Here is a 25,419-nt window from a genome sequence, read left to right as displayed (position 1 = left end):
CACCCATGCACCCAGCCCTGCCCAGCGCCATGCCCCAGCGTTCCCACGACACCCGGCACCTGCCGCCCGCCGCCCCCGGCGCGCGCCCGACCCGGCGCGGGCTGCTCGCCGGCGGACTGGGAACGGCCGCTCTCCTCGGTCTCTCCGCGTGCGGCACCGGCAACTCCACCTCGGCCGACGGCGGCTCCGGCGGCACCGCGTGGTCCTTCACCGACGACCGGGGCCATGCCGTACGACTGCCCCGGCGGCCGAAGCGGATCGCGTTCCTCACCGACTCCGTCGGCGCCGCGCTGTGGGCGGCCGGGCTGCACCCGGTCGCCGCCACGGACTCCGGGCAGGGCATCGTCCCGGCCGTCCGGCCGGACTGGTCCGGTGTCGCCAAGATCTACTCGGCGGACAAGGGCGTACGGCTCGAAGCGCTCGCCCAGGCCCGCCCGGACCTCCTGATCGACGCCGTGCAGCCGGACGGCACCCTCCAGGTGGCGTCCCAGCTCCCGGAGGTCGCCAAGATCGCCCCGGTCGTCGGGCTGAGCACGTACCGGTCGATCGAGCAGATCGTGGGCACCGCCGACCGGCTGACCCGAAGCCTCGGCGCCCGGCTCGCGGACGACGCCGCGAAGGCCCGCTACCAGGAGGCCGGCACCCGGCTGCGCAAGGCGGTCGCCGCCAACCGCGGGCTGCGGGTCGCCTTCGTCTTCGGCATCGACAAGAACACCCTCGGCGTGATGAACCCGAAGACCTGGGCCGTGCTGAAGACGGTGAGCGCTCTCGGGATGCGCCTGGTACCGGTGCCCGGCGGCTCCGCCAACACCTACAGCCAGGCGTTGAGTTGGGAGAACGTCCCGTCCCTCCCGGCCGACCTGCTGGTGTGGGCGGTGTCCGACCCGCTGCCGGACAACCCGCTGTGGAAGCGCACGCCCGCCGTGCGCGCCGGACAGCTGTGGAAGCCCGAACTGGCCTCCTGGTACGCCTACAGCTGGGAGAACTTCACCGTCCTGCTCGACGGCCTGGCCACCCGTGTCCACTCCGCCCGCGCGGGCGTCGGACCGCACTCCGCCTCCTGAACCCCCTCCACCTCCCCGGCCACGCGGCCCGGCTTCCCACCCCTGGATCCACCATGATCGCCGTAACTTCCGTACCCTCCCCCGCCCGGCGGCGCTCCGCCCGCCCGCGTCTGCTGCGCCCGGCCGTCGCCGCCGCCGCGCTGGCGCTCGCCCTCACCGCCTGCGACGCGTCCTCGTCCGCCACCGGCGGCCCGGACGGCAGGGCCGCCGCGACCCGGGTGGTCACCACCGCGCACGGCAAGGTGACCGTGCCCGCCCATCCGCTGCGGATCGTCTCCGTGCACTCCTGGTCCACCGAGTCGCTGTTCGACCTGGGCATCAAGCCCGTCGGCGTGGAGAACAGCGGAGCCAACTACGTCCCGCCGCGCTATCTGAAGCGCTGGAAGGCCGCGGCGAAGGTGACGACGGGCGCCGACCTCGACTACGAGAAGATCGCCGCGCTCAAGCCGGACCTGATCGTCGGCGTCGACGTGCCCTACCTCGCCAAGGCGTACAAGAGGCTCTCGGCCATCGCGCCGACCGCGTTCGCGTCCTTCAGCGAGTCCTCCTCCTGGTCCGCGTACCCGCGGGACACGGCGGAGTTCGTCAACGGCACGGCGCAACTGGCCCGGCTCAAGCAGAAGTACGACGACCGGATCGCCTCGGCGCGCAAGACCCTCGGCCCGAAGCTGACCGACAGCAGCTGGGACGTGATCCAGGGCGGCTTCGACAGCGGCAACTACTGGATCTACAGCTCCGCCTCGCCCGTCGGGGACATCCTCTCCCGGCTGGGGGTGCGCTTCGCCTCCGCCACCGCCTCGGTCGGCAAGGGCGACACCAAGTCCGTGTCGTACGAGCGGGCGGACCTGCTGAAGGACGCCGACTACGTCGTCTACTACACCAACAACGACGGCTCCCCCGCCAACGACATCCAGAAGCTGTTCGCGCTGCGGACGTTCAAGGAGCTGCCGGCCGCGAAGAAGCACCGGGTGGTCGGCACCCCCGACTTCCTGCCCGGCTCCTACAGCGACGCCATGGGCGTGGTCGACAGCATCGAGAACGCGCTGCGGGGGCAGTCCGGCTGAAGTCGGGGAGCCGCCCGGCCCGGAGGTCTCACGCCTTGTGCTGCATGGAACTCCGCGCCGGGTTGCCCTGTTCGGCGGCCTTGGGGTCCTTCTCGTCCGCCTTGGCCCGGACGCCGTCGGCGATGCGCTTGCCGACGGTCTCGTCGATGCGGGACCAGTATTCAAAGGCGCGTTCGAGAACGGGCTCGGTCACCCCGTTGAGGAGATGTCCGACCACGTTGTCGACCAGCCGGTCGCGGGCGGCGTCGTCCATGACCTCGCGCACCAGGGTCCCGGGCTGCCCCCAGTCGTCGTCCTCGGGATGGGAGACGTAGGCCGCGCGGGTGATCTCACCGTCGGCCGTCCAGCTGGGCGGGGACCCGTAACGCTCGGTGTCCGCCGCGGGGCCGCCCTTGGAGTTCGGGGCGTAGACGGGGTCGGTCGTGTTCCGGTACGCCATCGCGCCGTCCTTGGAGTACGTGTGGACGTCGACGACGGGCGCGTTCACCGGCAGTTGCTGGTAGTTGGCGCCGATGCGGTGGCGGTGGGCGTCCGCGTAGGAGAACAGCCGGGCCAGCAGCATGCGGTCCGGGCTCGGTCCGATGCCGGGGACGAAGTTGTTGGGCTGGAACGCGGCCTGTTCGATCTGGGCGTGGTTGTCCGTGGGGTTGCGGTCGAGCGTCATCCGGCCGACCGGGATGAGCGGGTAGTCGCCGTGCGGCCACACCTTGGTGAGGTCGAACGGGTTGAACCGGTAGCCCGCCGCCTCGTCGTACGGCATCACCTGCACGTACAGGCTCCAGCTGGGGAAGTCACCGTCCCGGATGTGCTCGAAGAGGTCCCGCGTGTGGTAGTCCGTGTCGGCCGCGGCCATCTGGTCGGCCTCGTGCTGGGTGAAGAACTCGATCCCCTGATCGGTCTTGAAGTGGTACTTCACCCAGAACCGCTCACCGGCGGCGTTGATCCACATGTAGGCGTGGGAGGTGTATCCGTTCATGTGGCGCCAGGTCCGCGGGATGCCCCGGTCCCCCATCAGCCAGGTCACCTGGTGGGCCGACTCCGGGGAGAGCGTCCAGAAGTCCCACTGCATGTCGTGATCGCGCAGGTTGTTGTCCGCGCGGCGCTTCTGGGAGCGGATGAAGTGCTGGAACTTCATCGGGTCCTTCACGAAGAAGACCGGCGTGTTGTTGCCGACCATGTCGTAGTTGCCCTCGCTGGTGTAGAACTTCACCGCGAAGCCGCGCGGGTCACGCCAGGTGTCCGGGCTGCCGCGCTCACCGGCGACGGTCGAGAAGCGGATGACCAGGTCGGTGCGGGTGCCGGGCTGGAACAGGGCCGCCTTCGTGTACGCGCTGACATCGCCCGTCACCTCGAAGTGACCGAAGGCGCCGCTCCCCTTGGCGTGCGGCTGGCGTTCGGGGATCCGCTCCCGGTTGAACTGTGCCATCTGCTCGATCAGATAGGCGTCCTGCAGCAGGATCGGTCCCTCTGGGCCCACGGTGAGCGAGTGTTCGTCGCTCTCGACCGGTGCGCCGGAATCGCTGGTGGTGGCGGGTCGGATCTCCGTCATGGGTCTGCCTTTCGTGTACGACACCCCGTTCCCACCAGGCCGCGTGTCCAGGAGAGGGCGGGGTAAACACGTGGGGCCCCGGACAGGACGCCGTCGGCGGCGGAGCTGCCACAGAGCGAACCCCTGCTACAGGGAGTGACCACCGCAGGCCCGCGCGGCGGGGAGAGGGATGCCGTCACGGTGGGGTGGGGGACGCCGCGCACACGCCGCCCCCCACCCAGCCCCTCTCCTACCGAAGGACTTTTTCCACCGAAGGACTCCTTCTACCGGAGGACCTCGTCTACCGGAGGACTTCGCCTACCGGAGGTCTTCGCCTACCAGGAGGACTTCGTCACCCCGGGCAGATACCCGGCGTGCGCCTGCGCCCGCACGTTCACCCGGGAGAGGCCGAACCTGCGCAGATGGCCGCGGGGGCGGCCGTCCAGGCTGTCGCGGTTGCGGACCCGGGTCGCGCTCGCGTCCCGGGGCTGGCGGCGGAGCTCCGCCCGCGCGGCGGTCTTCTCGTCGGCCGTGGCCCGCGGGGACGCCAGGACGGCCTTGAGTTCGGCGCGGCGCGGGGCGTAACGGGCCACGATCCGCCGGCGCTGCTCGTTCTTCGCGATCTTGCTCTTCTTCGCCATCAGACACGCTCCCCGCGGGCCCGGATCCGGGCGACGGCGGCCTCGATGCCGAGGGCGTCCACGGCCTTGATGGCCCGCGCGCTCAGCCGCAGCCGGACGTACCGCCCCTCACTGGGCAGCCAGTAGCGCTTGTTCTGGATGTTGGGGTCGAACCGGCGCGAGGTACGCCGGTGCGAGTGGGAGATCTTCTTGCCGAACACCGGCTGGGCGCCGGTCAGTTGGCAGTGGGCGGACATACGTGGTGCTGCCTTTCTCGCCACCGATGCTTATCGGTAATGGAAATCATTGTCGTATGCTACCCCTCATGGCCCGCAACGAGGTACGCCCGATCGTCAAGCTCCGCTCCACCGCCGGCACCGGCTACACGTACGTGACCCGCAAGAACCGCCGGAACGACCCGGACCGGCTGGTGCTGCGCAAGTTCGACCCCGTGGCCGGACGCCATGTCGAGTTCCGCGAGGAACGCTGACCGCTCCGGCCGCCACCCGCCCGCCCTCACCCCGAACCAGGGAAGAGACACCATGAAGCCAGGAATCCACCCCGCCTACCGCCCGGTCGTCTTCCGCGACAAGGCCGGTGACTTCGCCTTCCTCACCCGCTCGACGATGACCAGCGACAAGACGGTCGAGTGGACGGACGGCCGTACGTATCCGGTGGTCGACGTCGAGATCTCCTCGGCGAGCCACCCCTTCTACACCGGCACCGCCCGCGTGCTGGACACCGCCGGGCGCGTCGAGCGCTTCGAGCGCCGCTACGGGCGGGAGGGGGGCCGCCGATGAGCGCCGAAGGACCGATGCCGGTGGTGATCGTCGCCGGACTGCACGCCGACGCCCGGCGCGAGGCGGTCGAGCGGCTGCTGCGCGAGGTGCCCGGCAGCGTCGCCCTGCACCATGACCTGTCCGCGGGCCCGGCGGGCACCGTGCGCCGTACCGTCCGCGACGCCACGGGCGAGACCGCCTGGGACGAGACGCCCCTGGTCAACGACTGCGCCTGCTGCGCCCTGCGCGAGGACCTCGTCCCCGAGCTCGAGCGGCTGGCCGACAGCGGCCTGACCCGTCTCGCGGTCGTCGAGCTGTGGGACTCCGTGGAACCCCGGGGCATGGCGGAGGTCATCGCCGCCCACGGCGACGGCGCCTTCCGGCTCACCAATGTGCTGACCGCCGTGGACCCCGCGCTCGTCCTGCCCGCGCTGTCCAACGGCGACGACCTCGCCGAGGCCGGGCTCGCCGCGGCCCGGGCGGACCGGCGCACCGTGGGCGACACCTTCGCACGGCAGTTGGAGTACGCTCCCGTCCTCGCCGTGGCCGAGGGTCCCGCCACCGGACTCGACGACCTGGCGCTGCTGCGGCAGTTGCACCCCCTGGCACGGCAGATCCCCGTCGGTTCGGGGCAGTTGGGGGCGGCCGCGGTCGCCGGGTTCGACGTGGCGGCGGCCGCCGCCGCACAGCATCCGGCCTGCGCCCGGCTCCCCCACGACTGCGACGAGCAGGGCATCGGCACGCTCGTCTGGCAGCGCCGCCGTCCCTTCCACGCCGGTCGGCTCTTCGCGGCGCTGGAGGATCTGTGCTGCGCCGCGGCCCGTAGCCGGGGCAGGTTCTGGCTCGCGGACCGGCCCGACAGCCTGCTCGCCTGGGAGGCCGCCGGTGGGGCGCTGTGCGTGGAGAACGCCGGGCCGTGGATGGCCGCACTGCCGGACGCGGCCTGGGAGTTGATGCCGGCCGAGCGCCGTACCGCCGCCGCGCTGGACTGGCACCCCGAGCACGGCGACCGCGGCCAGCACCTCGTCTTCACCTCCCCCGGCCTCGACCGGGCGGGGCTGCTCACGCTGCTCGACTCCTGTCTGCTCACCGACGACGAACTGGCGTCCGGACCCACCGCCTGGCCCCGGCCCACCGGCTTCGACCAACTGCTCGACCCCGCCTTCTGACCCGCCCCGCCCCTGCACCTGACCCCGCCCCACCCCTGTACCGAGGAGGACCCATGGCCCGCCCCAGCAAGCTGGCGCCCGCCCGCAAGAACCGTCCCAACCCGCTCGACGCGGCCGGGATCACCTACATCGACTACAAGGACACCGACCTGCTGCGGAAGTTCGTCTCCGACCGCGGCAAGATCCGCGGCCGCCGGGTCACCCGGGTCACCCGGCAGCAGCAGCGGCAGCTCGCCGCGGCGATCAAGAACGCCCGCGAGATGGCCCTGCTGCCGTACTCCGGCCGCTGATCCCCACGATCCCCACGACACCCACCCCACCCCTTCTACGACCCTTCGACAACCCCCTTCGAAACTCTTCGACACCCCCCTTCGACGAAAGGTCCGTCATGGCCGTCCCCAAGCGCAGGATGTCCCGTAGCAACACCCGTCACCGCCGCGCCCGGTGGCGGGCGTCCGCCCCGGCGCTGGTCCCCGTCACCGTCGACGGCGCCACCCATCTGGTGCCCCAGCACCTCAGGAGGGCGTACGAGCGCGGCCTGCTCCGCCCGGAGGGCTGAGGAGGCGCGCCGGGCACCCCGCCCCCAGGGCTCATGTCGGGCCGCTGAGCTGCGTGTTCTTGGCCGAGTGCGCATCTCCGGGATTCTTATTGCACACTGGTTGCAACAACGAGTGATGTGCAGAAAGGGTCCGCGATGGGTTCTCCGATCGTGCTCGGCATCGAGTCGTCCTGCGACGAGACGGGCGTCGGCCTGGTCCGCGACGGGCGGCTGCTGGGGCATGCGGTGGCGTCGAGCATGGCGGAGCACGCCCGGTTCGGCGGGGTGGTGCCGGAGATCGCATCCCGGGCCCACCTGCACGCGCTCCGTCCGGTGCTCGGCCAGGCACTGGACGGGGCGGGGCTGCGGCTCTCCGACATCGGCGCGGTCGCCGTCACCACCGGGCCGGGCCTGTCGGGCGCGCTCCAGGTGGGCCTGGCCGGGGCGAAGGGGATCGCCTACGCGCTCGGCGTACCGCTGCACGGCGTCCACCATCTGGCCGGTCATGTCGCCGCGGACACCCTCGCCCACGGCCCGCTGCCCGACCCCTGCGTGGTGCTGATCGTCTCCGGCGGCCACACCTCGCTGCTCCTCGTCCGCGACCTGGCCCGTGACCCGATCCGGCACCTCGGCGACACCCTGGACGACGCCGCCGGGGAGTGCTTCGACAAGGTCGCGCGGGTCTTCGGGCTGCCCTATCCCGGCGGTCCGGCCATCGACCGGACGGCGCGTACGGGGGATCCGCGCGCCGTCCCCTTCCCGCGTCCGCTGCCGGGGTCGTACGACTTCTCCTTCTCCGGTCTGAAGACGGCCGCCGCACGCTGGGCCGAGGGCCACGCCGGCCGGGAGCTGCCGGTCGCCGACGGCGCGGCCGCGCTCCAGGAGGCGGTGGCCGATGTGCTCAGCCGCAAGGCGGTCGCGGCCTGCGCGGAGCACGGCGTGGGGACGCTGGTCGTGGTCGGTGGCGTCGCCGCGAACTCACGGGTGCGGGCGCTCACCGAGGAGCGCTGCCGGGCCGCGGGCGTCGAACTGCGCGTGCCGCCGATGGAGTTGTGCACGGACAACGGCGCGATGATCGCGGCCGTCGGCGACCTCCTCGTCCGGGCCGGAGCCGAACCCGCCCCGCTGGACGTGTCGATCGACCCGTCGGCGCCGCTGGAGTACGCGGCGCTGCATCCGGTCCCGGCGCGGGCGGTGGCGGCGTGACCGAGACCCGCGTCCACACCGAGATCCGTGTCCACGAGGACGCCCGACTCCTCGCGCACACCGAGGACTTGCGCTCCGTCTACGTCGACGCCTTCTGCGCCCCGCCGTGGGACGAGGACGAGGAGCGGGCCGCCGAATTCGCCGGGCGGCTGCGGGTGGACGTCGACCGGCCGGGCTTCATCGCCGCGACAGCGGTACGGGACGGCGAGATGCTCGGCTTCGCCACGGCCTGGACCACCCCCGCCCCCTTCCCCGCCGACCGCTGCCACGCGCAGGCCGCCGCCGCACTGGGCCCCGACCGCACCTCCGAATGGCTGGTCGGCGCCCGCGAGTTGGACGAACTCGCCGTCCGCCGGGCCGCCCGGGGCACCGGCCTCGCGGCCCGTCTCCTGGAGACGGTCACCGCGGACGCCCCGGAGGGCCGCTCCTGGCTGGTGACCTCCCTGCGGTCGGGCCGGGCCATGTCCTTCTACCGCCACCAGGGTTGGACCCAGGCCACGCATCCCTCCCCCGGCGGCCGGGGCGTCGTCGTCTTCCTCGGCCCCCGCCATCCGGCCCGCGCCCTGGCGCCCCGGCCCCTGTGACGCCTTCGCGAAAAGGAGAGACACGATGACGACCGTCACCGCGACCATCGACACGACCCGCCCCGTGGCCACGCTCATCAACGTCTTCACCGTCACCCCGGAGCGCCAGGACGAGCTCATCGCCCTGCTCGCCCGCGCCACCGAGGAGACGATGAAGCACCAACCCGGCTTCATCTGCGCCAACTTCCACGCCTCCGAGGACGGCGAACGCGTCATCAACTACGCCCAGTGGGAGTCCGAGGACCACTACCGGGCGATGCTCGCCAACCCCGAGGCACGCGTCCACATGGACCAGGCGGCGCAGTTCGCGACCGACGTCCAGCCACGGCTGTTCCAGGTCCGCTCGACGCACGGCACGGATCGGTACCGGTCGCAGCACGCCGCCAAGGGTCAGATCAGGGGCCGGAGTACGTCGTAGGCCCAGGACGCCAGGGTGGTGGGGGTGGTGGTGCGCACGGTGCGGGGCTGTTCCGGTACGAAGCCGTCCCGCAGCCCGGTCGACATGCCGATGACCGCTTCGACCAGTCCGTCGGTCATGCCGGACGCGCGCAGCAGGTGCCGCATCGTGTCGTCGCCGACGCGTTCGACGCACAGGGGGCGGCCGATGGCCGCGGACACGATCTCCGCGGCCTGCGGCCAGGTGAGATCGGCCGGGCCGTGGACCGCCTGGACATGGCGGCCGGACCAGTGGGTCGTCAGCAGGCGCCCCACGGCGACCTCGGCGATGTCCCGCGGCGCGACCCAGGCGAGGGGCTGGTCCAGCGGCAGGATCACCGGGATCGTGCCGGCCCGGACGGCATCGAGGAGAGGGACCAGATTGCTGAAGAAGTAGCCGCAGCGCAGGTGGGTGACCGTGGCGCCGAGCGCGTCGAGGGCGGTCTCGGTGCCGGCGAGGCCGTCGATCTCACCGGCTCCGTGGCGCAGTTCGGCGCCGACGCTGCTCTGGAAGACGATGCGTTCGACACCGCCCGCCCGTACGGCGCTCACCACGCTCGCCGTGGCCGACGCGTAGTCGCCGAGCGGGTCCGCGCCGGTCGTCGGGGGATCGACCCAGAACAGGGCGTCGACCCCGGCGGTGGCCGCGACGACCGCCTCCGGGTCCCGCTGGTCGACCGCGACGGCGTCGACCTCGCGGCGCACCCCGGGGTCGATCCGGCCGGGGTCACGGGCGAGGACCAACGGCCGAAGCCCGGCCCGGATCAGCTGGGCGACGACGTGACGTCCGACGTTCCCGGTGGGTGTGGTGACCGCGATGCGCATGGCCTGGTGTCCTTTCGCCGACCGACAAGCCGACACTAGGAGCCAAACCGGACACCTGTTGTCCCCTTTAGGCGAGTGGCCCGGATGTGGTGAGCCGCATCCCGGGGCTCACTGGTCGAAGTAGCTGAGATCGCCCACGGTCCACGCGCTGACGTCCTTGATCGCGACCCGGTACATCCCGCCCGTCTCCGGGATCCCGAGGCTGCCCTGCAGGATCCGGGCGAGGTGGAAGTGCAGATGCGTCGGCATCTCGCCGCGGCCGGGCCGGTAGCCCCGCGGGCCGCGGGCGAAGACCTCGGAGAACGAGCCGAGGCGGTCCGAGTCCTTCAGGACCTCCGCGACCCGCTCTTTCCATACGGCCTCGGGGGCCAGCCGTCCGGTGATGACGGCGCCGCCGACGACCACGGTCAGCGACATCTGATTGCTCCGCTCGGACTCCACCGCGGCGGAGATGGCGACGAGCAGCTCATCAGGCTTCGACATGACAGCAGAGTTTATGCGCCCCTGCGTGGGGCTCGTCCGCCGCCCTTCGCCGAACCGCGTGCGAGGCGCTCCGCGGCGGGAGAGGGGCGGGCCGCCGACGGGCCTGCGGGCGGCTCCGGCCCGGCGCGCGCCCCGTCATTCCGGAGAGATGCGGAACTCGAATTCGGGGCGGTCCCACGGCACGGCGGGCGGGTTCGCGAGCGCGGTCCCGGTCCGGACCGCGCCGACGCGATGGTAGAAGTCCGCGGCGGGCAGATGGGACACGACCTTGACACGGTCGAGCCCCGCGGCCCGGGCCTCGGACCGCATGTGCGCGACGAGCAGGCGCCCGATCCCCCGCCCCTGCGCCTCGTCGGCGACGAACAGCAGGTCGAGCTCCGGTGGGGCGAGGATCAGCGAGTAGAACCCGAGGACCCGGCCGCCGTCCGCCTCGCCGCCGACGGCCACGAAGCTGCGATGGGCCTCAAGGTAATCGGGACCGACCCGGTAGCCCGCGACCGCGGACGCGTACTGACCCGTATAGGCGCCCGAGCCACGCACGAGCCGCGTGAGCCGCTTGGCGTCCCGGGCGACGGTCCTCCGTATCGTGATCTGCCGATCGATCGGGGAAGTGCGTGAACTCATCGGACGAGTATTTCGCACCGGTGGGTCCCTTCGTGCGGCGGGTCGGTCGGGCGTCCCCCCCCCGCACGTTCTCGGACGAGGGTGGCGGTGTGCGGGCTGCGGGCTGCGGGCTGCGGGCTGCGGGCTGCGGCGGAGCGTGCGATCAGGAAGCGGCCCAGGGCAGGAGCGTGGTTCCGCGGGGCCCCCTCGCTCCGCACGGCGTGCGCGGCAGCCCGTGGCGTGCAGAGGAGGGGGCCCTGGTTCAGCGGTTACGAGGCCTTTCCGTAGTGGTCGTCTTCGCTGCCGGAGTTGACCCGGATGGTGGCGGTGGCCCGGTTGCTGGTGACCTGGACGCCCTGAGGGTCGGCGGCGGTCGCGTGGGCGGTGTTGGTGATCTCGCAGCTCACACCGTTGTCACCGTCCCCGTATCCGTCGGCCCCGCCGCGCGCCTTGGCGGTCTCGCACTCGGCGACCGTGTAGGTGCCGTGGCAGGTGGTGCTCTGCCCCGGCGTGAGGGCCGTGGCGTCGCAGGTGACGTGGGCGACGCGGTCGTCGGTCACCGTCACGTCGTGCAGGGCCGTGTCACCGGTGTTGGCGACCGTGTAGGCGTACCGCACCTGGTCACCGGCCTGGAACGGCCCCTGCGAGGCGACCCGCTTGGTGAGGTGCAGCTCGGCGGTCGGCGGCTGTGGCCGCTGGACGGTGATGGTGGCGGCGTCCTGCTCGCTGGCGACTTCCCGACCGCCGGGCTCGAAGGCGGTGGCCTGGGCCAGGTTGGTGAGCGCGCACCCGCCCGCGTCCGGCTGGCACGGGGTGATGTCGGCCTCGGTGATCACGTGGCTGCCGTGGCACGTGGTGCTCTGGCCGGGTGTGAGGCCGGTCAGGTCGCAGACGACCGGGGCGGCCCGGTCGTCCGAGACGGTCACGTCGTGCAGGACGGTGTTCCCGGTGTTGCTGACCGTATACGTGTACGCGACCGGGTCGCCGACGTGGAACGGACCGCTGGACTCCACGTGCTTCGTCAGGCCGAGCGACGGCTGCGGCGCTTGCTCGACGATCACCACGACCGGCTCGGAGACCGACGGCGGGCAGCTGCCGTCGCCCTGGTAGTGGGCGGTGATCTGGTGGGCGCCCAGGTCGAGGTCCGTGGTGGTGAGGGAGGCGGTGCCGTCGGCGTCGAGGGTGCCGGTGCCGATCCGGGTGTCGCCGTCGTAGAAGAAGACCTCACCGGTGGGTGTCCCGGCCGAGCAGGTCACCTGCGCCTTCAAGGTGACCGGCTGCCCGGGAGCGACCGTGGTCGGGTCCGCCGTCAGCGTCGTCGTACTCTCCACCGCCTCGGTCACCGCCAGGCTGTGGAAGTCGCCGGCGGCGATGGCGGTGACGGTGGCGCCCGCGGGCAGATGCGCCTCCACCGGCGTCAGCCGCTCGGTGGTGGTCCCGTCGCCCAGCTGCCCGAAGTTGTTGTTGCCCCAGGCCAGGACGCGGCCGTCGGAGGTCAGGGCGAGGCTGAAGATGTCACCCGCGGCGACGGAGGTGACGGTGGTGCCCGCGGGCAGGTGCACCTCGACCGGTGTCGACCGGCTGGTGGTGGTGCCGTCGCCCAGCTGCCCGGAGCCGTTGAAGCCCCAGGCGAGGGCGCGGCCGTCGGAGGTCACCGCCAGACTGTTCAGCTCGCGGGCGGCGATGGCGGTGACGGTGGTACCGACGGGCAGATCCACCTCCACCGGCGTCGACCGGTTCGCGGTGGTCCCGTCGCCCAGCTGCCCGAAGAGGTTGTAGCCCCAGGCCAGGACACGGCCGTCGGAAGTCAGCGCCAGACTGTGATAGCCGCCCCCGGCGACGGAAGTGACGGTGGTACCGGCGGGCAGATCCACCTCCACCGGCGTCGACCGGTTCGTGGTGGTGCCGTCCCCCAGCTGCCCGAAGAGGTTGTAGCCCCAGGCGAGGACATGGCCGTCGGAGGTCACCGCCAGGCTGTGATAGGCCCCGGCGGAGATGGCGGTGACGGTGGTGCCCGCGGGCAGATGCACCGCTTCCGGCGTCAACCGCTCGGTGGTGGATCCGTCGCCCAGCTGCCCGAAGTCATTGTTGCCCCAGGCCAGGACATGGCCGTCGGAGGTCAGCGCCAGACCGTGGGCGATACCGGCGGAGATGGCGGTGACGGTGGTGCCCGCGGGCAGATCCACCGCTACCGGCGTCGTGCGGTCGGTGGTGGTGCCGTCGCCCAGCTGCCCGTCGTTGTTCTTGCCCCAGGCGAGGACATGGCCGTCCGAGGTCAGCGCCAGGCTGAAGTCGGCGCCGCCCGCGACGGCCGTGACCTCGGTACCGGCGGGCAGGTGGACATCGACCGGAGTCAACCGCTCGATGGTGGTCCCGTCCCCCAACTGCCCGGAACCGTTGTTGCCCCAGGCAAGTACAGGGCCCGCGGAGGACTGGGCGGCGGCGGGGACGGTGAGCCCGGTCAGGCAGAGCGCGGTGACCACGGCGGCCAGCACGGCCCTCGACACAGCGCGCGCACAGGAGCCCGCCTGCGGTCTCAGCGGGTAGTGGAATCTCATACCACTCGTCTACAGGCCCCCGGCAAAGACCTCGGGAGGGCGCCCCGACGCCTCACCGCAACGGCCGTACCGGACACGACAGCCGGGCCCATGCCCCCACCCGGGCTTCAGCCGCGGCGGCGACGAGGCCGACGGCGGCGGTTTCGCCGACCTCGGCGGCGGGACCCGCCGGGCAGCGGGGTGAACCGGGGGGAGCGGGTGGATGTAGGCGTCAGGCAATCGCCACCCCCAGACCGCCACCCCAGACCGGGCCTGGGCCGACCACGCAAGAAGCCCGACAGCCTCGCGGCCGCCAAGGCTTGGAGCAACGGCCCCCTCCGCGCGTACCTGCGACGGCGAGGCATCCGCCGCAGCCGCGGTCATCCGGCTACGGACCTGGCGATCGGACACAGCTCAGCCACTGCCTTCTGCGGGGCGCTGGTGCCCGCACGGCACCATGCCGCCGTTCTTGTCGAAGACCTCGGCGTCATGACCTGCGTTCACCCATACCGTGATGCCGTCGGACAGGACCTGGAGGTGGCACGGCGCAGCCCTTCTCGGCTCAGCGCGGCAGCAGCGCCCGCACCGCGAGCAGCGCCTCCCTGGCGCCCCGGAGCAGGAGAACGAGAACGTGGTGGGCCGCCTCGCGCCGGTACGGATAGTGCGACCAGATCGCGGGGAGCACCACCCCGGCGAACCCCAGGAGGAGGGTCAGTAGTACCAGGATGCCGACGGGCGTGAGAAAGGTGACGGCCTGGATGGCGACTTCGGTCATGCGGACTCCAGCAGTGCGGAAGGACCGTGTCACGGGCGAACAGACGTCTGCGGCGCGTGAGCTGCCGGGAGACGTGCCGGACGCCGGACTTGGTCCGGTCAGCTGCCGAGCCGGCTGGCTCGGCAGGTCCAACGTCCTCGTCCGACGGGGCGTTGCGCGACCGTCCGGAACGGTTCCACCGCGCAGCGGACATCACGCCTGGTGGGCGGCCTAGAATCGGGGAGGTGTCCAGCGTTCTGTACTGGACGAACTGGACGCGGAGGCCGGATTGCCGGACGGATTGCCCGGCGAAGACAGCGCACAGGGCGCTCTCTTCGCCCAGCTGCGCAGGCTCGGTGACTTCCACACACGCGTGCGGCGCGCCGGGCAACCGAGCCTCGCCGTCCTCGCGCGAGCAGCCGGGGGCAGGGCAAAGACGACCGTCGGCGAGTGGCTGAAGGGCAACCGGCTACCGCAGCGGCTGGAGGACCTGCTCGGCATGGTCGACGCCCTGCGCACCGCCGCGATGCGGCACCCCGGCAGGATCGACGAAGCGGACCGGGACCTGTTCGACGACGGCACCTGGCGCACACTGCACATGGCGGTGGCGCAGGAGCGCGCTCGGCTGACCGGGGAAACGGTGCGGGCCGCGAGTCTCTGCCGGACGCGAGAGTGGCACGAGGAGCGACGGAGCTGTCCGGACCTGCCCCGCCCCCTCACCCAGTGGAGCCCACGCGACCTCGGCGTGCACCCGGCGATCTCCGGGGGGCACGATCCCGACCACGGTGCCGCCTTCGTCCTGCCGGCGTATCTTCCCCGCGACCATGACCGGCGGCTGCGGGCGCTCCTTGACCGGGCTGCGCACGGCGGGGACACACTGTTCGTCGTCGTCCAGGGCGAGTCCTGCACGGGCAAGACGCGGGCCGCGTACGAGGCGGTGCGCGCCTGCTTGCCGGACTGGGACCTGGCCTTCCCCAAGGGACCCACGAGCCTTCTGGCGCTCCTCGCCGCGGACGCGATCGGTCCGCGAAGCGTGCTGTGGCTGGACGAAGGGCAAGACTTCCTGACGGGGAAGCAGGGCGAGGAGGCCGCGGCTCGACTGCGCGGACTGTTGGAGCTACCCGGACCGATCGTGGTGCTCGCGACCATGTGGCAGGAACACCGGAGGACGCTGCTCAGCCGGCCCGAGGCACCTCTGCACGACCCGCACCCGCAGGCCCGGGCGCTGCTGACAGCAGGGGTGACCATGCACGTCGCGGCCTCCTTCCCGGCCGACGTGATGCGGGACCTCAGACGGACGGCCGACCCCTCGCTGTCCACGGCCGCGCTGACGAGCAGGGACGGGGAACTCACCCAGACCCTGGCGGCGGCTCTCGAACTGGTCGCGTTCCACGAGTCTTCAGACGCCGTCCCGGCCTGTTACGGCAAGGCGGTGGTCACGGCCGCGATGGACGCCCGCCGCCTCGGACACGGACCCGAGCTGTCCGAGACCTTCCTGCGTGCCGCCGCCCAGGCCTACTTGAGCGAGGCACAGCGCGCCGAGGCCGCCCCCGACTGGTTCCGGCAGGCACTGGCTCATGCCGGGACCCGGGTCAAGGGCGTCGTCGCACCGCTCGGCAGCGTGCCCGACCCCAGCGGGATGGGAGCGCGGCCGGGAACACACAGGCTTGCGGACTACCTCGACCACTACGGCCGTGCGGCCCGCTCCTACCTGTGTCCCAGCGCGCCGTTCTGGGCGGCGGCCGCAGAGGGCGCGGGCAGCGCAGCGGACTTTGACGCACTCGCCGACGCCGCGGCCTTGCGGAGCCGCTACCGGATCGCCGACGACCTGCGACGACGAGCGGCGGAGCGGGGACACGCACCCGCCTGGGCCGAAATGGCACAGTTCCGGAGGGACCGTGGCTGCCACCTGGAGGCCGTCGCCTTCCTTGAGAAGGCCCATGCCGCGGGCGACACCGGTGCGCTGACGATGCTCGCTCAGTGGCGCCTGGAGGACCAGGACCTCGACGGCGCGCTCCAGTTGGTCCCCGAGATCACACGCGCGGAGGACCCGCAGAGCCTCCTGTGCCTGGCGCAGACCCCGGAACTTATGGGCGATGACGAGGATGCGGAACGGTACGCCCGGAAGGCTGCGGAGCTCGGCGAGGCGGAGGCGCTGACCTTCCTGGGCCGCCGTCGCCTGGTCACAGGAGACAGAGGGGCAGCGGAGGGGCTGTTCCACCAGGCCATCGCCGCGGGGGACCACAGTGCCGCTTTCGAGCTCGCGCGGATGAGGTTCGCCGAGCACGACGTGGCGGCGGTCGTGGCCGCGGCGGAACAGGCCGCCGAACTGGGTGACTTCTTCACCATGGGGATGATGGCCCAGCTCGTGATCGACGTCGACGCCGCCGAAGGATGCCGCATGGCACGACGGGCCGCCGACCTCGGCGGAGTCTCCCCAGCTCATACGACACGCCTGTCGACCTGGGAGAACCTGGTCCGTCAACAAGGGCTCGCGGTACTCGCCGACCACGCCCTGCGAACCGGGGGAGAGAGCGCAGGCGAGGCGGTGTTGTGGGCCGCCGCGGAGGAGGGTGACCTGCATGTCATGGCATGGCTCGGCCAGCGCAGGGCGCAGTTCGGCGACCGGGCCGAGGCCGAGCGGCTGTACCAGCGGGCGGCCGACGGCGGTTACGCGCGCGCGCTGCTGTCACTCGCTCGGACTCGCCTGGAGGCCGGTGACACAGAGGAGGCCAAGCGTCTCTGCCACACGGCGATCAACGCGGGCCAGTCCCTCGCTACCGGGGCACTGGCCGAGGTGTACGAGAAGTGCGGCGAAACGAACCGGGCGGGACTGCTGGTCCTGTACGGCCTGAACCCCGACGGGACCCCCGCGGACCCCTGGCTGCCCCCGCGCGCTGGACACGAGCCGGCGAGAGGCCACGAAGCGATCGGCGGCTGGATGACGATCAGGCAGGCTGCGGCCGACTAACGGTATCCTCCCCGATCCCCGCGACCCGGCAGCGATCTGGGTCGTATGTCCGAGAGCGCGGGGGGTGTTTGGCCCTCGATCCGCCCGTACCTTCGAGCCCCTGAACCGCCCCTCCGTAAGTCGGGATGGTGGCTGGACGCATAGTCGACCCCATAACTATGGTGCCCCGCCACATGTGCACCCGACCTGCGCCTTCCTACGGTGTGCCGACACGTCCCCCTCCCCACCGCACACCAGGAAGTGGCGCACATGGCCGCAGGAAACACCGCTCCCCCGCCCTCCACCGGACTCGGCAGGATCGTCGCCGCCAGTCTCATCGGGACCACCATCGAGTGGTACGACTACTTTCTCTACGGTTCCGCCGCCGCGCTCGTGTTCGGGCGGGTGTTCTTCCCGGAGTCGGATCCGCTGACCGGGACGCTGCTGTCGTTCCTCACATACGCGATCGGGTTCGTGGCCCGTCCCGTCGGTGCCGTGGTCTTCGGGCACTACGGCGACCGGCTCGGGCGCAAGAAGCTCCTGGTGATCAGTCTGCTGATGATGGGGCTGTCCACCGCGCTGATCGGCTGTGTGCCCGGGTATCACACGATCGGGGTCGCGGCTCCCCTGCTGTTGACCACCCTGCGGCTGATCCAGGGCTTCGCGCTCGGCGGTGAGTGGGGCGGGGCGGTGCTGCTGGTGTCCGAGCACGGGGACGCCCGGCGGCGCGGGTTCTGGGCGTCCTGGCCGCAGGGCGGGGCACCGGCCGGCAATCTGGTCGCCGTCGGGGTGCTGTCCCTGATGACCACCGTGCTCAGCGACGACGCGTTCAACTCCTGGGGCTGGCGGGTGCCGTTCCTGCTCTCCGCCGTGCTGGTCATGGTCGGCCTGTGGATCCGGCTGTCCGTCGACGAATCCCCGCTGTTCAAGGAGGCGTTGGCCGCGGCCGAGCGGCGCAAGGCCGAGCAGCGGGCCGAACGGCCGCCGCTCGTCGCGGTGGTGCGCGACCACTGGCGGGACATCCTGGTCGCGATGGGCGCCCGGATGGCGGAGAACATCTCCTACTACGTGATCACCGCCTTCGTCCTCACGTACTGCGTCGAGCACCTCAAGATAGACAAGCAGACGTCCCTGAACGCGGTACTGATCGGCTCCGCCGTGCAGTTCTGCCTGATCCCGCTGTTCGGCGCCCTCTCCGACCGGGTCGGCCGCAAGCCCGTCTACCTGGTGGGCGCGGTCGGTGTGGGCCTGTGGTCCTGGGCCTTCTTCGCGCTGCTGGACACCCGGTCGTTCCCCGCGCTGGTGCTGGCCGTGACCGTCGGGCTGGTCTTCCACAGCGCCATGTACGCACCTCAAGCCGCGTTCTTCTCCGAGCTGTTCGCCACCCGGATGCGTTACACTGGCGCGTCCATCGGGGCCCAGCTCTCCTCGGTGGCGGCCGGTGCCCCCGCCCCGCTGATCGCCACCGCGCTGCTCGGCTCCTACGGAGACTCCACCCCGATCTCGGTGTACGTCGGCCTGGCCGCACTGATCACCGTCGTCGCCGTCCTCGCCGCCCGCGAGACGCGCGGCAGGGATCTGGCCGCGATCGAACCGGGGGACGGAGACGTGGCGCGGACCGCCACGGACCGGCGGACGGCCGCCTCCACCTGAGCGCTCCCGGGCCGTTCGAACCCGCTCGCCGTTCGCCCCTCATGTGCCCCCGACTTCCCCACGGTTGCCCCATGTCGCACAGACCCACCTCCGCCGCCCCGCAGCTGCGCCGGCTGTTCGAACTCCTCGCCGCGGGCGCCCCGGCCGAAGAACTCGGCGCCGTCGCCGCCGACGCGCGCCGCCGCGGTGTCGACGCCGAGGACCTCGCGGAGGTGGAGGGGGCGATCGAGGCGGCGTTGCGGGTGCGGAACACGCTGCGGCAGCACCGGCGCCGGGAGACGGAGCTGACCGCGCTCTTCGACACCGCGGGCGATCTGGCGGCCCTGCGCGACCTCGACGCCGTACTGCGCTCCATCGTGCGGCGGGCCAGGACGCTCCTGGGCACCGACACGGCGTACCTCACACTGGCCGACGAGGAGGCCGGGGACACCTATATGCGGGTCACCGACGGCTCGGTGTCGGAGCTGTTCCAGAATCTGCGCCTGCAACTGGGCGAGGGCCTCGGCGGGCTGGTCGCGCAGACCGCCCGGCCCTACGCCTCCCCGGACTACCGCACCGACGGCCGTTTCCTGCACACCGGCAGCATCGACGCCGGGGTCCTCGACGAGGGCCTGGTCGCGATACTCGGGGTGCCGTTGCTGCTGGGGTCGGGCAGCGGCGGCCAGGTCATCGGGGCGCTCTTCGCGGCGGATCGTACGCCCCGCACCTTCGCCCCGGAGGAGGTCGCCCTGCTGTGCTCGCTGGCCGACCACGCCGCCATCGCCATCGACACCGCCCGGACGATGGCCGACGCACGGCTCGCGCTGGCCGAACTGGCCGAGGCCAACGCCGTGATCCGGGAGCACTCCGCGGCCATGCAGCGGGCCGCGGAGTCCCATGACCGGCTCACCGATCTGGTGCTGCGCGGCGGCGACGTCTCGGACGTGGCCGCCGCCGTGGCCGGTCTGCTGAAGGGCGAGGTCGCGGTCCACGACGGCTCCGGGTGGCCGCTCACCGCGACCGGCGAGCAGGGCGGCGGGTGCACGGACGGTACGGAGGACCCGGCCGCCGCCGAGGAGGCGGCCGCGCTGGTCGCGGCGGCCGAGAGCTCGCGCGCGACCGCCCACGCGGTGCTCCGGGACGGGCGCTGGGTCTGCGCCGTACTGGCGGGGCAGGAACTGCTGGGCTGTCTCGTCCTGTACGGGCGGCCGGAGCTCGACGACCCCGACCGGCGGCTGTTCGAGCGGAGCGGCGTCGTCACCTCGCTGCTGCTCCTGCTGCGGCGTTCGGTCGCGGAGACGGAGAACCGCGTCCGCGGCGACCTGGTCACCGATCTGCTCACCGCGCCCGACCGCGACCCGGCCGGACTGGTGGCGCGCGGCCGTCGGCTCGGCATCGACCTCGACCGCCCGCACTTCCTGCTGGTCGCCCGCGCCGCTGACGCGGCCCGGGAGCGGCTCGCCGACGCCGCGGTGCAGTACCTGTTCGGGTGCGGCGGCGTCAGCGCGGTCCACGAGGGCGCGGCCGTGCTGCTGCTCCCCTGCGACGGCACCGATCCGGGTGCGGCGGCCCGGGCCGCCGCGGGCCCCCCCCCCCCTCCCCCCCTCCGGTCTCTCCTCCCCCTCCCCCCGCGGGTCAGCTCGGACGGCTGGCCGGGACGGCGGTCACGGTCGCCGGTGCCGGTCCCGCGGCCGGACCGCGGGCGATCGCCGACGCGCACGCCGAGGGCGTCCGCTGTCTGCGGGCCATGCATGTGCTCGGCCGGGACGGGAGCGGCGCCTGCGCCGCCGAACTCGGCTTCGTGGGCGTGCTGTTGGGCGACGACCACGACGTGGACGGCTTTGTCGCCGCCACCCTGGGGCCGCTGCTGGAGTACGACGCCCAGCGCGGCACTCAGCTGGTCCGCACCCTGCGCGCCTACTTCGGCTGCGGCGGAAGCCTCACCCGGGCCAAGGAGGAGCTGCACGTCCATGTGAACACGGTCGTGCAGCGCCTGGACCGCGTCCACGCCCTGCTCGGCCCCGGCTGGAACACCCCCGAACAGACCCTGGAACTCCAGCTCGCCCTGCGTCTGCATCTGCTGTCCGGCGGGTGACGCGGCGGGGGGCCGACCGGCGGTCGCCCCGATGTGTGTGCATACAGTGTGGGCAGGTGCTTCGGCCGGCAGGCGCCACGGTGTTGTCACTCATTCGGGAGGCGACCACCTCGTGCAGGTGGCGTCGGACAAGGAGGCCAGCCGGTGACCGCGGACCAGGAGACGCCCACCGAACACAGGGAAGCCGTACCGGACGGCGCGGCGGGGAGCCGTACCGCCGGCCTCGACGACCTTCTCGATGAGCGGAACCAGCGGCTGGCGCACGCCGGTGTCGCGCGCGCCGAGGATCTTCTGGTCTCCCGCTACCGGCTCCCGTCCCGGAAGGACGCGTTCGACCTGCTGCGCCGCACCTCCCAGCGGTTCAACGTCAAGCTGCACACGCTCGCCGACGTCGCGGTCCAGGCGCCCGCCCCGGAGCGGAACGCCCGCAGCTGGATGCCGGGCCGGCCGCGCGGCGCCGCGCCCGCCCTGCCCGGGCTGCGGGCCGCGCGGCGCCGCGCCCGCCCTGCCCGGGCTGCGCGGCGAGGGGCAGCCGGTCGGCCAGGGCGCGGTCCTCACGGCCGCCCTGCATCGCGCCCTGCACATCACCGGGGCCGAGATGGGCAATGTGCAGCTGGTGGAGAACGGGATGCTGCGGATGGAGAAGCACACCGGGCTCAACAAGCGTTTCACCGACTACTTCACCTTCGTGGAGGCCTCGACGACCTCGTGCGCGCGGGCCGCCGAGGAGGCGCGCCAGGTGACCGTCAAGGACGTCGCCGCCTCCGACGCCTTCGACGAGGGCTCCCGGCAGGCGATCCTGCAGACCGGCAGCCGCGCCTGCCACAGTGTTCCCCTGGTCAGCCCGAAGGGTGCCGTGGTCGGCATGATCTCCTCCCACCACGAGAGGACCCTCGACGACCTCACCGACGCCCAGGTGAACGCCCTGGACGACCTCGGCGGCCAGGTCGCCCGCTGGCTGATCTGGCACCGGGGCACCGTCGCCGGCGCCCTCGATCATCTGCACGCCCTCGCCACCAGCCGCCGCTGACCCGCCGTCGGCCGCGCCGCCCGCGAGGTTCCGGTGTGCCCGCTCGCCGAGGTGTCGGACGGGTTCCCCGGGGCATCGGCGGAATATGGATGCACGGTCATGGGCCCGGTCATGGGCGCCACGGGGACGCGGCGAGGCGCGCCGGGCCGCGGACGGTACGGCGATGGCGGTGGCGGCCCGGTCCGGCTTCGCCGCTCGTGGGCTGATCCACGTCCTGGTGGGCGTCATCGCGCTGCGGATCGCCTTTGGCGGCGACGGCGGGCGGCAGCAGGCCGACCGGGGCGGCGCCCTGGAGGAACTGGCCGAGAGGCCGCTCGGGGTGGCGCTGCTCTGGGTCGTCGGGGCCGCGCTCGCCGGTATGGCGCTGTGGCGGCTGTCGGAGGCGGTGTTCGGCGGGGCGGGACCGCGGGCGGGCAAGCCGTCGAAGCGGGCGGGGGCGGCGGCCCAGTGCGTCTTCTACGTCTTCCTGTCCTTCTCGGTGCTGGCCTACGCGGTCGGCTCCCGGGGCAGCGGCAGCGGATCCTCCGACCGGGACACGCAGGATGTCACCGCGACGGCCCTGCGCTGGCCGGGCGGGCAGTGGCTCGTGGGCGTCGGCGGCGCCGCCGTGGTGGTCATCGGGGTGTGGATGGCGGTCCGGGCGCTGCGCAAGGAGTTCCGCGCGGACCTGCGGATCGACGCCATGTCGCCGCCGGCGAGGCGGATCACGGACTTCTTCGGTGTGGTCGGCGGCACGGCGCAGGGTGTCGTCTTCGCCGTGGCGGGCGGGTTCGCCGTCGTCGCGGCCGCCCGGCACCGGCCCGGCGAGGCCAAGGGCGTGGACGACACGCTGCGTTCCTTCCGCGATCTGCCGGCCGGACCCTGGCTGCTCGCCCTCATCGCGCTGGGCCTGGCGGCGTTCGGGGTCTTCTCGTGGTGCAGCGCGCGGTGGCAGCGGCTGTGACCGGGCGGCGGGGCCGCTCAAAGCGGCGGCTCAGTCGGCGGCGCGTGGCCGACGACGCGGTGCGGGGCGCCGGGTCCGCGCGCACCGCCGGTCCGCGCCCGCGCCCCGTCCGGCGTCCCCGCCGTCCGCGAGGGCGATCCGGACGGTGATCGTCTTGCCCGGCGGCTCGGGCCGCATCTCGAACGACTCGGCGACGGCCAGGACGATCTCCAGCCCGTGCTGCCCCACCCGGCGGGGTTCGGCGGCCCGGACCACCGGAGGAAGGGGGACGGAGTCCCGCACCGAGATCTCGATCCCGGGGTCTTCCGTCCGGGCACCGGTGAGCCGCAGGTCCATGCGGATCGGACCCGGGGCGTACTTGCATGCGTTGGTGACCATTTCGCTGACGACGAGCCGCGTGAGGTCGAGGGCGCGCGCGGAGACGGCGACGCCGTGTTCGGCCCGGGCGCGGTTCAGGAACCCTGCCGCCCGGTGCCGTGCCTGGGCGATGCATCCGAGGTCTCCGTCGAACTCCGCGACGGCGGCAGGCGGTTCGGCGGGCACGGGCCGTCGGCCGCCGGTACGGGGCCGGGGCGCCGTGCGGATCGTTGGCGCTGCGTTCACGTGGCCGCCCATACCCCGGGCCCCGGACTCCATGCCTCGGAATTCCCGCGGCATTTCTCACGTGGTGGCCCAAGGCCCCCGGGCACTCAGTCCCGTCGGCGGGCCAGTGCGATGCCCCCGGCGCCGATCGCGCAGGCGATGCCCGCCACCAGGTACGCCAGGTGGTAGCCGCTGAGCCGGTCGCCGGAGGTCGCGGCGAGGAGGACCAGGGCGGCCACGCCCGCGCTGGAGCCGATCTGCTGGGCGACGACGTTGACCGCACCGGCGACGGCGTGCTGCTTCGGGGGGACGTCCGAGAGGCCGGAGGTGGTCATGGCGGGGAAGTTCAGGCCCTGGCCGAAACCGCTGATCACCAGGCCGGGCAGCACATGCAGCAGATAGTCGCCGTGGGCCGGGGTGGTGATCCACAGGGCCGTTCCGGCGCCGATCAGGAGCAGTCCGGTGACCATCAGGGCGCGCGGGCCGTACCTGGCCAGCAGGCGTCCGGTGGCGAAGTTGGCGGTGAGGAAGACCGTCAGGGACATCGGGACGAGGGAGAGGCCGGATTCGACGGGTGAGTAGCCCAGCATGCCCTGGAGGTACAGCGGCGCGAAGAAGACGATCGCGACCGACGCGGTGTACTGGAGGAACGCCGCCGCGGTGGCGAGCCGTACCGAGGACATCCGGAAGAGGGACAGCGGCAGCAGCGGGTCGGGCGTGCGCTGTTCGCGGACGGCGAAGAGCACCAGGAAGACCACCGCCGCGGCGATGAGCGCCCAGGCCCACACCCCGCCGAGGCTCACTCCGATGACGAGCAGCGCGAGCCCGAGGGTGCCGGATATGGCGCCCGCCATGTCCAGCGGGACCCTGGTGCCCACCCCGTCGGGCAGTCCGGACCGGGTGATCGCGAGCACGATCGCGCCGAGCGCCACCGAGAACCACAGCACCGACCGCCAGCCGAGGAACTCGGTCAGTACGCCGCCCAGCAGCATCCCGCCGCTGAAGCTGGCCGCGCCGACCGCCGCGTACACGCCCAGCGCCCGGCCCCGGCTCGGGCCCTCCGGGAACACCTCGGTGAGCAGGGCGAGCGCCGCCGGTCCGGACAGGGCCGCGCCGATGCCCTGGACCGCCCGCGCGCCGAGCAGCACCGCGCCGTCCGGCGCCAGCGCCCCGACCAGCGCGGCCAGCGTGAACAGCGCGACGCCGGCCTCGAAGACCCGGCGCCTGCCGAACACATCGGCCAGCCGCCCGCCCACCAGCAGGAATCCGGCGAAGGTGACGGAGTAGGCCGTCATGACCCACTGGAGCGTGGTGTCGCGCAGATCGAAGCGTGCCCCGACGGAGGGCAGGGCCGCGTTCAGTACGGCCATGCCGCTGAGATCCAGTGCGAGTGCCCCGGCCAGCACCCCGAGCGCCAGGCCCGGCCGCTGCGACAAGGCCCGCCCCTGTGCTGATGTGTTGAGCATCGCGGTGCTGCTTCCTCTCCCCGGGACACGAACCCCCTAAGACGATCACCGCGCCCCACCCAGGTCAATCGCCCGTCTTCCAAGTGGCTTGAAACAAGGCTCAGTTCATATGGTCCGGCCGTCGCGCAAGTCGGCGAACCAGCCACCCGGGAGTCAAATCTTGCCAGTGCGGGTTCCGGCCAGCAGGCACTCTTGCCCCACCAATCACCGGATGGCAGGCTGACATTCGCCGATCGGGGTGAGCACCTCGTCATACGGTCCGTCCGGGTAAAGCGGACCGTGACTCCCATCGGCGGTGGCCGTGCGGGCGAGGGGTTTCGCGTGTGCGTCGCCACAGTCAACGCAACTGACCGTGAGCTGATTCTGTCGGGTGACTCAACGAGGGCGGTTCAGTGCAGTCATGGTTCAGTGCAGTCATTTCGGTATGCGGCGGCTCCGCCTTTGACCACGGGGCCGCACGATCCGTCGAGCACGAGCCGGTAGGCATCCGCTGACCACGGACGCTCGATCGCTCGGACATTCCTCCAACTCC

The 25,419-nt window shown here is 72.4% G+C and carries 24 protein-coding genes and 1 pseudogene; 15 read left to right on the top strand and 10 right to left on the bottom strand.

Features of this window, described 5'->3' with window-relative positions:
* Positions 1–5: 5 nt before the first annotated feature.
* Entirely contained in the window at positions 6–1,064 is a 1,059-nt protein-coding gene (locus ACLF5H_RS01930) for an ABC transporter substrate-binding protein (RefSeq protein ID WP_421674332.1), read from the top strand.
* A 53-nt stretch (positions 1,065–1,117) separates the two neighbouring features.
* Positions 1,118–2,128, top strand: a complete 1,011-nt coding sequence (locus tag ACLF5H_RS01925; RefSeq protein ID WP_421674331.1) for an ABC transporter substrate-binding protein — start codon at positions 1,118–1,120, stop codon at positions 2,126–2,128.
* 28 nt (positions 2,129–2,156) lie between these two features.
* On the opposite strand, the gene ACLF5H_RS01920 is transcribed toward ACLF5H_RS01925, so the two are convergent.
* The 3 genes from ACLF5H_RS01920 to rpmB all read right to left on the bottom strand — a co-directional run bounded on the left by ACLF5H_RS01920 (position 2,157) and on the right by rpmB (position 4,533).
* The gene (locus tag ACLF5H_RS01920; RefSeq protein ID WP_421674330.1) at positions 2,157–3,677 is read right to left on the bottom strand and encodes a catalase; all 1,521 of its coding nucleotides are present in this window, start codon (positions 3,675–3,677) and stop codon (positions 2,157–2,159) included.
* 314 nt (positions 3,678–3,991) lie between these two features.
* Positions 3,992–4,297, bottom strand: a complete 306-nt coding sequence (rpsN, locus tag ACLF5H_RS01915) for a 30S ribosomal protein S14 (RefSeq protein ID WP_421674329.1) — start codon at positions 4,295–4,297, stop codon at positions 3,992–3,994.
* Positions 4,297–4,533 carry a 50S ribosomal protein L28 gene (gene rpmB / locus ACLF5H_RS01910; protein ID WP_421674328.1) on the bottom strand — a complete coding sequence of 79 codons (237 nt, stop codon included), beginning with the start codon at positions 4,531–4,533 and terminating at the stop codon, positions 4,297–4,299. The genes rpsN and rpmB overlap by 1 nt, the downstream gene beginning before the upstream one ends.
* 68 nt (positions 4,534–4,601) lie before the next feature.
* Here rpmB and rpmG point away from each other — a divergent pair, with 68 nt between their 5' ends.
* From rpmG to ACLF5H_RS01870, 8 genes are all read left to right on the top strand, one after another.
* Positions 4,602–4,766: a 50S ribosomal protein L33 gene (gene rpmG / locus ACLF5H_RS01905; RefSeq protein WP_085567822.1), complete on the top strand. Its 165-nt coding sequence runs from the start codon at positions 4,602–4,604 to the stop codon at positions 4,764–4,766.
* Between the two features lie 52 nt (positions 4,767–4,818).
* Positions 4,819–5,076, top strand: a complete 258-nt coding sequence (locus tag ACLF5H_RS01900; RefSeq protein WP_421674327.1) for a type B 50S ribosomal protein L31 — start codon at positions 4,819–4,821, stop codon at positions 5,074–5,076.
* Positions 5,073–6,224 (top strand): GTP-binding protein, encoded by a 1,152-nt coding sequence (locus ACLF5H_RS01895; protein ID WP_421674326.1) that lies wholly within the window; start codon positions 5,073–5,075, stop codon positions 6,222–6,224. Before ACLF5H_RS01900 ends, ACLF5H_RS01895 begins: the two co-directional genes overlap by 4 nt.
* A gap of 53 nt (positions 6,225–6,277) precedes the next feature.
* Positions 6,278–6,514: a 30S ribosomal protein S18 gene (gene rpsR, locus ACLF5H_RS01890; protein ID WP_421674325.1), complete on the top strand. Its 237-nt coding sequence runs from the start codon at positions 6,278–6,280 to the stop codon at positions 6,512–6,514.
* Between the two features lie 98 nt (positions 6,515–6,612).
* The gene (gene rpmF, locus ACLF5H_RS01885) at positions 6,613–6,783 is read left to right on the top strand and encodes a 50S ribosomal protein L32 (RefSeq protein WP_421674324.1); all 171 of its coding nucleotides are present in this window, start codon (positions 6,613–6,615) and stop codon (positions 6,781–6,783) included.
* Between the two features lie 135 nt (positions 6,784–6,918).
* Positions 6,919–7,968 (top strand): tRNA (adenosine(37)-N6)-threonylcarbamoyltransferase complex transferase subunit TsaD, encoded by a 1,050-nt coding sequence (tsaD, locus tag ACLF5H_RS01880; protein ID WP_421674323.1) that lies wholly within the window; start codon positions 6,919–6,921, stop codon positions 7,966–7,968.
* A complete protein-coding gene (locus tag ACLF5H_RS01875) occupies positions 7,965–8,552 on the top strand; it encodes a GNAT family N-acetyltransferase (protein ID WP_421674322.1) in 588 nt (195 codons plus the stop codon). The genes tsaD and ACLF5H_RS01875 overlap by 4 nt, the downstream gene beginning before the upstream one ends.
* 25 nt (positions 8,553–8,577) lie before the next feature.
* Entirely contained in the window at positions 8,578–8,970 is a 393-nt protein-coding gene (locus ACLF5H_RS01870) for an antibiotic biosynthesis monooxygenase family protein (protein ID WP_421674321.1), read from the top strand.
* Here ACLF5H_RS01870 and ACLF5H_RS01865 read toward each other — a convergent pair.
* The 5 genes from ACLF5H_RS01865 to ACLF5H_RS01845 form a co-directional block, all read right to left on the bottom strand.
* Entirely contained in the window at positions 8,943–9,812 is an 870-nt protein-coding gene (locus ACLF5H_RS01865) for an NAD(P)H-binding protein (protein ID WP_421674320.1), read from the bottom strand. The two genes, ACLF5H_RS01870 and ACLF5H_RS01865, sit on opposite strands and share 28 nt — an antisense overlap.
* A 108-nt stretch (positions 9,813–9,920) precedes the next feature.
* Complete coding sequence (locus ACLF5H_RS01860) at positions 9,921–10,295, bottom strand: hypothetical protein (RefSeq protein ID WP_421674319.1); 375 nt, start codon at positions 10,293–10,295, stop codon at positions 9,921–9,923.
* A gap of 135 nt (positions 10,296–10,430) precedes the next feature.
* A complete protein-coding gene (locus ACLF5H_RS01855; protein ID WP_421674318.1) occupies positions 10,431–10,919 on the bottom strand; it encodes a GNAT family N-acetyltransferase in 489 nt (162 codons plus the stop codon).
* Between the two features lie 248 nt (positions 10,920–11,167).
* The gene (locus ACLF5H_RS01850) at positions 11,168–13,456 is read right to left on the bottom strand and encodes a DUF7507 domain-containing protein (protein WP_421674317.1); all 2,289 of its coding nucleotides are present in this window, start codon (positions 13,454–13,456) and stop codon (positions 11,168–11,170) included.
* A gap of 541 nt (positions 13,457–13,997) precedes the next feature.
* Positions 13,998–14,210 (bottom strand): hypothetical protein, encoded by a 213-nt coding sequence (locus tag ACLF5H_RS01845; RefSeq protein ID WP_421674316.1) that lies wholly within the window; start codon positions 14,208–14,210, stop codon positions 13,998–14,000.
* 268 nt (positions 14,211–14,478) lie between these two features.
* On the opposite strand from ACLF5H_RS01845, the gene ACLF5H_RS01840 reads away from it, so the two are divergent.
* The 5 genes and pseudogenes from ACLF5H_RS01840 (at position 14,479) to ACLF5H_RS01820 (ending at position 22,839) form a co-directional block, all read left to right on the top strand.
* Positions 14,479–17,160, top strand: a complete 2,682-nt coding sequence (locus ACLF5H_RS01840) for a hypothetical protein (protein ID WP_421674315.1) — start codon at positions 14,479–14,481, stop codon at positions 17,158–17,160.
* Between the two features lie 249 nt (positions 17,161–17,409).
* A complete protein-coding gene (locus ACLF5H_RS01835) occupies positions 17,410–18,792 on the top strand; it encodes an MFS transporter (RefSeq protein WP_421674314.1) in 1,383 nt (460 codons plus the stop codon).
* Between the two features lie 71 nt (positions 18,793–18,863).
* A pseudogene (locus ACLF5H_RS01830) lies at positions 18,864–20,866 on the top strand (helix-turn-helix domain-containing protein).
* A gap of 598 nt (positions 20,867–21,464) precedes the next feature.
* A complete protein-coding gene (locus ACLF5H_RS01825) occupies positions 21,465–21,896 on the top strand; it encodes a GAF domain-containing protein (protein WP_421674313.1) in 432 nt (143 codons plus the stop codon).
* Between the two features lie 163 nt (positions 21,897–22,059).
* Positions 22,060–22,839 (top strand): DUF1206 domain-containing protein, encoded by a 780-nt coding sequence (locus tag ACLF5H_RS01820; RefSeq protein WP_421674312.1) that lies wholly within the window; start codon positions 22,060–22,062, stop codon positions 22,837–22,839.
* A 30-nt stretch (positions 22,840–22,869) separates the two neighbouring features.
* Here the strand turns inward: ACLF5H_RS01820 and ACLF5H_RS01815 are convergent, their stop codons facing one another.
* Entirely contained in the window at positions 22,870–23,442 is a 573-nt protein-coding gene (locus tag ACLF5H_RS01815; protein WP_421674311.1) for an ATP-binding protein, read from the bottom strand.
* Between the two features lie 86 nt (positions 23,443–23,528).
* Positions 23,529–24,887: an MFS transporter gene (locus ACLF5H_RS01810; protein WP_421674310.1), complete on the bottom strand. Its 1,359-nt coding sequence runs from the start codon at positions 24,885–24,887 to the stop codon at positions 23,529–23,531.
* Positions 24,888–25,419 lie beyond the last annotated feature (532 nt).

It is taken from the genome of Streptomyces sp. LaBMicrA B280, from assembly GCF_049222185.1.
Taxonomy (GTDB): domain Bacteria; phylum Actinomycetota; class Actinomycetes; order Streptomycetales; family Streptomycetaceae; genus Streptomyces; species Streptomyces murinus.
The sequence above is the reverse complement of the archived record's forward strand: the minus strand, read 5'-3'. Positions and strand labels throughout refer to the sequence as shown.

Excerpts from the sequence above, each read along its gene's own strand:
- ACLF5H_RS01930 (WP_421674332.1), top strand. The coding sequence starts at position 6 with ATGCACCCAGCCCTGCCCAGCGCCATGCCCCAGCGTTCCCACGACACC.
- ACLF5H_RS01925 (WP_421674331.1), top strand. The coding sequence starts at position 1,118 with ATGATCGCCGTAACTTCCGTACCCTCCCCCGCCCGGCGGCGCTCCGCC.
- ACLF5H_RS01920 (WP_421674330.1), bottom strand. The coding sequence starts at position 3,677 with ATGACGGAGATCCGACCCGCCACCACCAGCGATTCCGGCGCACCGGTC.
- rpsN (WP_421674329.1), bottom strand. The coding sequence starts at position 4,297 with ATGGCGAAGAAGAGCAAGATCGCGAAGAACGAGCAGCGCCGGCGGATC.
- rpmB (WP_421674328.1), bottom strand. The coding sequence starts at position 4,533 with ATGTCCGCCCACTGCCAACTGACCGGCGCCCAGCCGGTGTTCGGCAAG.
- rpmG (WP_085567822.1), top strand. The coding sequence starts at position 4,602 with ATGGCCCGCAACGAGGTACGCCCGATCGTCAAGCTCCGCTCCACCGCC.
- ACLF5H_RS01900 (WP_421674327.1), top strand. The coding sequence starts at position 4,819 with ATGAAGCCAGGAATCCACCCCGCCTACCGCCCGGTCGTCTTCCGCGAC.
- ACLF5H_RS01895 (WP_421674326.1), top strand. The coding sequence starts at position 5,073 with ATGAGCGCCGAAGGACCGATGCCGGTGGTGATCGTCGCCGGACTGCAC.
- rpsR (WP_421674325.1), top strand. The coding sequence starts at position 6,278 with ATGGCCCGCCCCAGCAAGCTGGCGCCCGCCCGCAAGAACCGTCCCAAC.
- rpmF (WP_421674324.1), top strand. The coding sequence starts at position 6,613 with ATGGCCGTCCCCAAGCGCAGGATGTCCCGTAGCAACACCCGTCACCGC.
- tsaD (WP_421674323.1), top strand. The coding sequence starts at position 6,919 with ATGGGTTCTCCGATCGTGCTCGGCATCGAGTCGTCCTGCGACGAGACG.
- ACLF5H_RS01870 (WP_421674321.1), top strand. The coding sequence starts at position 8,578 with ATGACGACCGTCACCGCGACCATCGACACGACCCGCCCCGTGGCCACG.
- ACLF5H_RS01865 (WP_421674320.1), bottom strand. The coding sequence starts at position 9,812 with ATGCGCATCGCGGTCACCACACCCACCGGGAACGTCGGACGTCACGTC.
- ACLF5H_RS01860 (WP_421674319.1), bottom strand. The coding sequence starts at position 10,295 with ATGTCGAAGCCTGATGAGCTGCTCGTCGCCATCTCCGCCGCGGTGGAG.
- ACLF5H_RS01855 (WP_421674318.1), bottom strand. The coding sequence starts at position 10,919 with ATGAGTTCACGCACTTCCCCGATCGATCGGCAGATCACGATACGGAGG.
- ACLF5H_RS01850 (WP_421674317.1), bottom strand. The coding sequence starts at position 13,456 with ATGAGATTCCACTACCCGCTGAGACCGCAGGCGGGCTCCTGTGCGCGC.
- ACLF5H_RS01845 (WP_421674316.1), bottom strand. The coding sequence starts at position 14,210 with ATGACCGAAGTCGCCATCCAGGCCGTCACCTTTCTCACGCCCGTCGGC.
- ACLF5H_RS01835 (WP_421674314.1), top strand. The coding sequence starts at position 17,410 with ATGGCCGCAGGAAACACCGCTCCCCCGCCCTCCACCGGACTCGGCAGG.
- ACLF5H_RS01825 (WP_421674313.1), top strand. The coding sequence starts at position 21,465 with ATGGGCAATGTGCAGCTGGTGGAGAACGGGATGCTGCGGATGGAGAAG.
- ACLF5H_RS01820 (WP_421674312.1), top strand. The coding sequence starts at position 22,060 with ATGGCGGTGGCGGCCCGGTCCGGCTTCGCCGCTCGTGGGCTGATCCAC.
- ACLF5H_RS01810 (WP_421674310.1), bottom strand. The coding sequence starts at position 24,887 with ATGCTCAACACATCAGCACAGGGGCGGGCCTTGTCGCAGCGGCCGGGC.